Genomic DNA, 7,727 nt, shown 5'->3' with positions numbered 1-7,727 from the left:
GGCGGGGGCGACGCAGCGAAGGCCGGCGCGGTGACCGATGCCAGCAGCACGGTGCCGATGCGCAGCCAGTCCGGGCACGGAAGCCGGGGAGGGAGCATGGCTTATCGCAGGGCGTAGGACGGAGCCGTCCGGGGACGAACGGCTCCGATCCGACTTACTTGATGAGCGGCGCGGTCACAGCCTCGACGGGCGAGCTGAGTTGCAGATTTGTGCCATTGGGCGAGTTGGTCTTGATGAGCGTGGTGTAGAGGCCCAGCGTTTTGTTAGGGCCAAGCAGCCGGACGCTGGTGCCCGCATCGTTGGCGGCCCCGACTTCGCTCGACAGGATGCTGACGCCGATGCCCGCGACCGGTTCATTGGGGCCGAGCAGCGCGCGACCATTGCCGATCTGCACCCGGATCGGCGAATTCTGAAGTAGTTGCGCCTGAGCGGTCGGCACATTGGCTGCACCGACTACGGCAGCGGCACCCAGAGTCATTGCGACAAATTTGTTAGAGGTACGAAACAGATTATTCATGTCATCCTCCTTCACACTTCCCACTCCTGATGTTCATCTACAATCGATCATCAGGTTTGATCCCGAAAATGATAGTTAATCTTGCGTAAATTACCTATCAAAGCGATAATATTGCTTTCTTTTTCGGAGGTGTAGTCTACGCACAACCAGGATTAACAAATATATCACGGGAGACGCCCGATATGTCCGAAATGCGCGAGATCATCTGGTGTTGCTGGTTTCAGGGTAGGGATGCGGCGCCTCATCTGGTGCGTAGTTGCCTGCATAGTTGGGAGCAGCGCAATCCAGGTTGGGAAGTGCGCATAGTCGATGCCTTCAGTGCTCTCCATTACGCGCCCGCGCTCGCCGACTTCGACCTTAGCTCGCGTTCGGTGACGGCCGCCTCTCTGTCGGATCTGCTGCGGCTGTCGCTGCTGCACGAATATGGCGGCGTTTGGGTCGATGCCACCGTCTTTTGCAACCGCCCACTCAACGACTGGCTGCCTGAATGCATGGGGGAAGGCTTCTTTGCCTTCCACCGGCCCGACCGTCCGCTTGCGACCTGGTTTCTGGCGGCTGTGCCGCACGATCCGATCATTGCCCGATGGCTGGCAGCCGCGATTGATTACTGGACAGACAGGTCCGAAGCGGATGATTATTTCTGGGTCCACAATCTTTTTGGGCAGTTGCTGGCGAACGATCCGCAGGTCGCGGCGACATGGGGGCGGGCACAGCGGCATTCGGCCATGCCGCCACACCAGATCCAAGACCTGGGAATGCTGACATCCGCGACCGAAGCGACGCATCTGGTCGATTGGTCGCTGCCTTTGTTCAAGCTGACCTATCGCTATCCCGAGGCCGAGGCGGCGGTGGATTGCCTGCTGCACCATCTGATCGGCGCGCCCGACGCGGCCCAGACCGCGCCTCCAGTCCCGTCGGTACCCGTTCTTCCGACAGGACCGGTTGCCGCAATCAGCGTGGGCACCGAAAATCTCGGCGATCATGTCCAGATCATCGCGGCGCAGCGGCTCTTGGCGCGCTATGGGCTGGCGCCCGACCTCCATGTCGACCGCGACACCGCGCTGGCCGAGCCGCCGCCGCTCGCGGGGCTTCCGTCCGACATCGCGCCCGAGTCGCTGCCAATCGTCATGAACGGATGGTTTAAAAGCGGCAATGGGTGGCCGCCCCATCCCGCCTATGCGCCTATCTTCCTTGGCTTCCACATCCGCCTGTTCCAGAGTCCGGCGCTGCTGTCGCCCGAAAGCCTGGCCTATTATCGCGCCCATGAGCCGATCGGCTGCCGCGACGATTATACTGCCGATTTGCTGGCGGAGCAGGGGATCGACTGTTTCGTTTCCAATTGCCTCAGCCTATCGCTGCCGCGCCGGATCGCGCGTGAGGGGCAGCATCGCATCTTCGTCGTGTCGCGGGATGAGCGCCTGGCTCAGGCGATGCCGCCCTCCCTCGGCGACTTCACCTCTCTGCTCCATTATAGCGGTGACCATGACTTCTGGCGCAACATGGACCGCGCCACAGCTCTACTCGACCGCTATCGCGACGAAGCGGGGCTGATCGTCACCTCGCTGCTGCACTGCGCGCTGCCCGCCATCGCCATGGGCATTCCGGTCATCATGTTCTTTCCACCCGACAGCCCCGCCGGACGGCAATCGGACATGGAGCGTTTTTCGGCGCTGGCCAAGCTCATCCCGATCCGTGATGTGAGCGAGATGGAAGCGATGACGTTGACAGACTGGTCGCCTGTGCCGGTGGAGGTGGGCGCCATCAAACTGGCGCTTATAGACCGGCTGAGCGCGGCGCTAAGGTTGATGGGACTGGCGCGGGCGCGCGCGGTGGGACCGCTCGCCTCGTCCTCGGTCCTGCCGCCCGGCGCTCGCAAGATGGTCGTCGGCTGAACCTGTCTACATCTCATGTCGATAATCGAAAGAGTCGCGTGATAAGCCGTTGCGCCCCGCTCGTGACAGGCCAACCGACCGGAGATTGCGTACCCGGACCGTTCCACCGCCGACCTCGTGGCTCAGTCAGTCGTCGTCTCAAAGTGGCGCGTAGATGCGCGGCGATGTGCTGGGCATCGGGGTGGTGGCGATCCCGATCAACTGCAACAGCGCGGTCGAGTTGTCGGGCCTGTTCGACGCGGTGCGGCGTACGCGGGTTCGGGGCGCTCTTCGTCATCAAGGCGACGAACGCGCTGGTCGCTCAAGGGCGGTCGAGTGTGTGCTTCTATGAAATAACGGCGGGTTTCTGCTAACGACGCCGATGGCCGACCGCGCAGAGCTAAGCGCCGCGCCCCAAGGCCCGTCCTGTCGGCTTTTTCTTTGCTCGCGCCCATAATATCGCTAACGCGGCGACGTCATGGAAACGAACCGGACAGAAAGATGTGGTGGGCAGCTGGCCTATGCAGCGCTGCTATCATGGGTACATGTCGAGGCCTTCAGAATTGCCCCTCGTGCCTATCTTACCGCCTGCTGGTGGCGGCTGAAGCGCAAGCGAGTCCGATCGCGCGCCCAGTTCGCGACCCTGCTTGGCGCGTCGCCGCACGCTTATTCGCTCTGGGCGTTGCAGCGGACGCGCGCGGGAAGACTAAGGGCGGGGGAATGCGCTGCGTCGCATGAAGCCGGCACCCCGTTAATCATCGCGCTCGTCGATCTGGTTGAGGGCGAAACCGGGCTGGCCGGCACGCTGCAAGCCCTGGCGGATGAAGGGATCACGGCGCTAACCATCGGACACGAAGGTCCCGCTGAGGTCGTCGCGAGGACCGACCGAAACGCCCGTCCATGGCTGATGCCGATTGCGGCGGGCGACCGTGTCGCCGCCGGCACGGGCAGCGCCTATCGCAAAGCCATAGCCGAGGCAGGTGCGGATGTATCGGTGTTCTATGCCGATGACGACTTGGTCACTCCACGGGGCAACTATGTCTCGCCGCATTTCAAACCGGATTGGAACAGCGAATTGTTCCGCCATTTTGATTATCTGACCGGCGCCTGCATCCTGCGCGCCGACGCAGACGATCTGGCGACAGCGAGGGGGCGGGATTGGGCGCGGCAATTGGTGGCGCGCGCCGCGGGGCAGGGGACGCCGATGCATCTCCGAGAAGTGCTGCACCATCGCCGTTCGCGCCCCGCGCCCGCCGTGCCCGCGGCAGTTGCTGCGCCATCTCGCGACCTGCCGCCGGTCAGCGTCATCGTGCCGACCCGCAACCGCGTCGATCTGCTGCGTACTTGCTTCGCGGGCGTGTCTGCCACCGCCTATCCCGATATCGAGCTGATTGTCGTCGACAATGACAGCAACGACCCTGAAACGCTCGCCTATCTCGATAGGTTGCCCGAAACGATACCGGGGGTGCGCGTGCAGTTGCTACGCCATGCCGGTGCTTTCAATTTTTCGGCGATCAACAATCGCGCGGCAGAGGCCGCGAACGGAAGACTGCTCTGCCTGCTCAACAATGACATTGAGGTCATAGAGCCACACTGGCTGACGACCATGGTGGTGCAGGCGCTACGCCGCAATGTAGGTGCGGTCGGGGCGCGGCTGCTCTATCCCGATGGCCGGATACAGCATGCCGGCGTTGTTATTGGCATGGGCAACGCGGCGGGCCATGCTCACCGCTTTCTGCTTCCGCAAGAGGAGGGCTATTTCTATCGCCATGCCCTCCCGCAGTTCACCTCGGCCGTTACCGCTGCCTGCCTCGTCGTGCAGCGTGAGAGATTTTTTGCCGTAGGTGGCCTTAACGCCCGCGATTTCGCGGTCGCTTTCAACGATGTCGACCTATGCCTTCGCTTGAACGAGCGCGGCTGGCAATCACTCTATGAGCCGCGCGCGACGTTGATCCATCACGAGTCCGTATCGCGCGGTCTTGATCGCGATCCGGTGGGTGCGGTGCGCTTTGCCGGAGAGCTAGCGGCACTACAGCGATTATGGCGTACCGACAACTTGACGGATCCTTTTCACCACCCGCGGCTCAGCCGCGCAGCAGAGCGTTTTACGCTGGAACTGTAAGACATTGGCACCCGCTTCCAAGCCCCGATTGGTACTGCCCCAAGTAACATTGTGCGCGGCAACCTCGGTCAATGTTGCGGCGACGATCCGGGCGCTTGAAGTGAGCCTTGATCAGGTAGATTTCGCCGCCTGCAAGCTGTTCACTGATGCCAAAGTGGTGCCCGATCATCGGGCAATCGAAATCGTGCCGATCGCGCGCCTTTCTTCTGCAGCTGCCTATTCTGATTTTTTGCTACGCCATATGGTCGATTATCTCGAAACATCGCATTGCCTGATCGCGCAATGGGACGGGCATGTGCTGGATGCCGCGCGGTGGCGCACGGAATTTCTCGACTATGATTATATCGGCGCGACTTGGCCACAATTCCATGATGGCCATGATATCGGCAATGGCGGCTTTTCGCTACGCAGCCGCCGCCTGATGGCAGACTGCCGGGAGCCTGGTTTCACACCCTCCCACCCCGAAGATATCGCCATTGGCCGGACGAATCGCACTTGGTTAGAGGGGAGAGGCATGCGCTTTGCCCCAAGCGCGTTTGCTAACCAGTTCGCGGCCGAGCGCGCCGGTGATATCGATGCGGCCTTTGGCTATCATGGTGTCTGGCATATGCCGCACGCGGTCGGCGTAGAGTCGTTCTGGCACATCTATCGCGCGCTCGACGACAAAAGCACCATTCGACGTGACTTTGCCACGATTTTCAAAAATATGGGGCAGGGGCGACAGGGCCTGGGCCGCCGCATGCGCCTGCTTTTCGACCATATGAGGAGGTACAAGCCGTGATTGACCCGCTCCCCGGCCTGCCTCTGGTCGAATCTCCTCTCTTTCCTGCACTTTGCGATGCGCAAGGCTGGAGCAAGGAAGAGATGCGGATCGCGCGCGATCTGCATGTACATGGCTATGCCGTGCTCGATTTCCCTGACGCCGAGATTGACGCGCGCATTGAGCGAATCAAGCAGAACCTTGGCCCTTGCTATGGCGTGGATTTCACTGACCCAACTAGCGACAAGACGATAGGCGAGCGCCGTGTCCAGGATGCCTGGAGTTTCGACAAGGACGTGCGCGCCATCGCTGCTAATGAGCATGTCTTAAGCCTTTTGAGCCGGCTTTACGGTCGCACCGCGTTCCCGTTCCAGACATTGAACTTCCCTGTCGGCACGCAACAGGACGCACATTCGGATTCGGTCCATTTTTCCTCGCTGCCCGAACGCTTCATGTGCGGTGTCTGGTTAGCGATGGAGGATGTCGGCCCCGACGCGGGCCCGCTTTTCTACTATCCCGGCTCCCACCGCTGGCCGATCATGACTAACATGCTGATCGGCCGACGTGGGTTCGGTAGTGATTTGAGCTCTGCTCAGGATCCCTATGGCCCCGCCTGGCGCGCTATATGCGAAGCCAATGAGGCGAGCCAGGAAGTGTTCCTAGCGAAGAAGGGCCAGGCGTTGATCTGGTGCGCCAACCTGCTGCACGGCGGCAGCCGCCAGAACGACCCGCGCGTGACCCGCTGGTCGCAGGTGACACATTATTATTTCGATGACTGCATCTACTATACGCCCGCGTTTTCAGACGAAGCTGTTGGGCAATTGGCCTTGCGAAACATTGTAGCGATTAGCGACGGAGAGCCGCGAGCTAATATGTATCTAGGCGATGAAGTGACAATGAATAATCCTGTCTTGCCGCCACGCAGTAAAAAATTGTCAAAAAAATCAATTTTCAGACGCTTGTTCAAATTAAACGTCAATACAAACAGGATTACATAAGTATCTATCGTATTAATTAATTTGCACGTTGATTTAAAGTAAATTGTAAGGATATTTACTTTGAAATTTATTAGAAAATTTGCATATAAATTCATAGTGAGTAATTTTGCGAGGGGATTTAATGCGAATTTCTATATAAATCACTACAATTTAAGTTCGCATAGCAAAGGGCAGGCTCTATGGCATTATATTAAACATAGGAAATTGGAGGGTGTGCTCCCAAATGAGGCAGCATATCTGAAATATGCTCTTTCCAACGATGAGTTTCGTAATAGCTTTGACATAAATGCTTACAAGTTCTACAATAAGGATTTGGCTGAAAGATTTAACAAGGATGAAGACTTCTTTCGCCATTATTTAAATCATGGTCGCAAGGAAGGGCGATTATGCAAATTTGAGCATGATCCCACGTCGGGCAATACTTTTACCAATCAGGAAAAATGGCGATCCATATTTCTGACATCCGATTTCCTGGCATGGTGCGGCGATGAAATAGAGGAAATCCCTCGTTCGCGTGCGGAAGCAATAAATCTCTTCCTTGCGAAAGGCGTTGACCGAATATGGCCGATCAATTTCGAATATGCCTTTGACGCGCAATTTTTACGCGAAAACAATCTGATGTCGGGGCGTGGTCGAAAATCTGACGCGGATTTGTATCGGGACTGGCTGACCGAAGGCTTCACCGCCGGCATTGCGCCTAATGAACGTATTTTCCTTGCATCCTATCTCGGCGGATTACCTTTTCCCTTGTCTTTCGACTGGCAGGCGTTTGTGCGAAGATCGCGGCTGCCCTCCACCACCACCCGAACCCAAGCCCTGATCGCGCTTTATGACCGGTCTGCGGGCGAGATCATCCGCCATGTCGATCTGATGGGACAGGATACGGCTTGGCTGCTGGCTAGTATCGGCCGTCGCGCTCTGGTCCATGGCAACACGCACAAGGCAGTGGTGATGTTCAAGCGATCTGTCGCAATAGCGCCGCAAGCGGAAACTCTGCTGCTTCTTGGGGACGCTTACCGGGAACTTGGGGAAAACGGGAAGGCGCTGGAAGCTTACACCGCCGCGACCGATGGTGGCCGCGGTCCGTTGCGAGCCTTCCTCCAGGCAGCGACGATCCATGCCGAACAAAGGGCGTTTCCCGAGGCCTTCGACATTCTGCGCCGGGCCCACCCGCTCTGGCGACAGAAGGCGGAATATGGCCAAAAGTTGCACGAAGTGGTTCAGCTCGCATTCGATCATCAAAGCGCGCGGGCGCATGCGCTGTATCGGGATACGGCAGAACCCAACTCCACAATTGCCGAACGAGCAGCGGCGGATGCCCTGATGGTCCACACGCTGGATGAAATCCAAGCGCTGTATAAGGAACTGGACGATCTTCCCGTTTCCACTGGTGGCGATCCTGAGGGCTCTGTTGCAAAAATCGTGAAGCTTGAGCATGCTTGGCGGAGATTGGACGGAC

7 protein-coding genes are annotated in these 7,727 nt (G+C 58.8%); 6 read left to right on the top strand and 1 reads right to left on the bottom strand.

Translation table 11 applies throughout. From position 1 onward, the window contains the following. Positions 1-154 precede the first annotated feature (154 nt). A complete protein-coding gene (locus AX724_RS07085) occupies positions 155-517 on the bottom strand; it encodes a hypothetical protein (RefSeq protein ID WP_066764815.1) in 363 nt (120 codons plus the stop codon). Between the two features lie 89 nt (positions 518-606). Between AX724_RS07085 and AX724_RS07080 the strand changes: the two genes are divergently transcribed. The 6 genes from AX724_RS07080 to AX724_RS07060 form a co-directional block, all read left to right on the top strand. Next, entirely contained in the window at positions 607-2,409 is a 1,803-nt protein-coding gene (locus AX724_RS07080) for a capsular polysaccharide synthesis protein (protein WP_331711430.1), read from the top strand. Positions 2,410-2,563: 154 nt separating this feature from the next. After that, on the top strand, positions 2,564-2,740 hold the full coding sequence (locus tag AX724_RS23300) for a hypothetical protein (protein ID WP_156448017.1): 177 nt from the start codon (positions 2,564-2,566) through the stop codon (positions 2,738-2,740). Between the two features lie 126 nt (positions 2,741-2,866). Beyond that, positions 2,867-4,510 (top strand): glycosyltransferase family 2 protein, encoded by a 1,644-nt coding sequence (locus AX724_RS07075; protein ID WP_066764810.1) that lies wholly within the window; start codon positions 2,867-2,869, stop codon positions 4,508-4,510. 28 nt (positions 4,511-4,538) lie between these two features. Beyond that, entirely contained in the window at positions 4,539-5,291 is a 753-nt protein-coding gene (locus AX724_RS07070; RefSeq protein WP_269454122.1) for a DUF5672 family protein, read from the top strand. Then, positions 5,288-6,268 carry a phytanoyl-CoA dioxygenase family protein gene (locus AX724_RS07065; protein WP_066764809.1) on the top strand — a complete coding sequence of 327 codons (981 nt, stop codon included), beginning with the start codon at positions 5,288-5,290 and terminating at the stop codon, positions 6,266-6,268. Before AX724_RS07070 ends, AX724_RS07065 begins: the two co-directional genes overlap by 4 nt. Before the next feature lie 60 nt (positions 6,269-6,328). Then, a partial coding sequence (locus tag AX724_RS07060) for a tetratricopeptide repeat protein (RefSeq protein ID WP_156448016.1) occupies positions 6,329-7,727 on the top strand: 1,399 nt, incomplete at its 3' end.

The organism is Sphingobium sp. CCH11-B1 (assembly GCF_001556865.1).
Lineage (GTDB): Bacteria > Pseudomonadota > Alphaproteobacteria > Sphingomonadales > Sphingomonadaceae > Sphingobium.
Note: the sequence above shows the minus strand (reverse complement) of the source record. Positions and strands in the feature narration are given on the sequence as shown.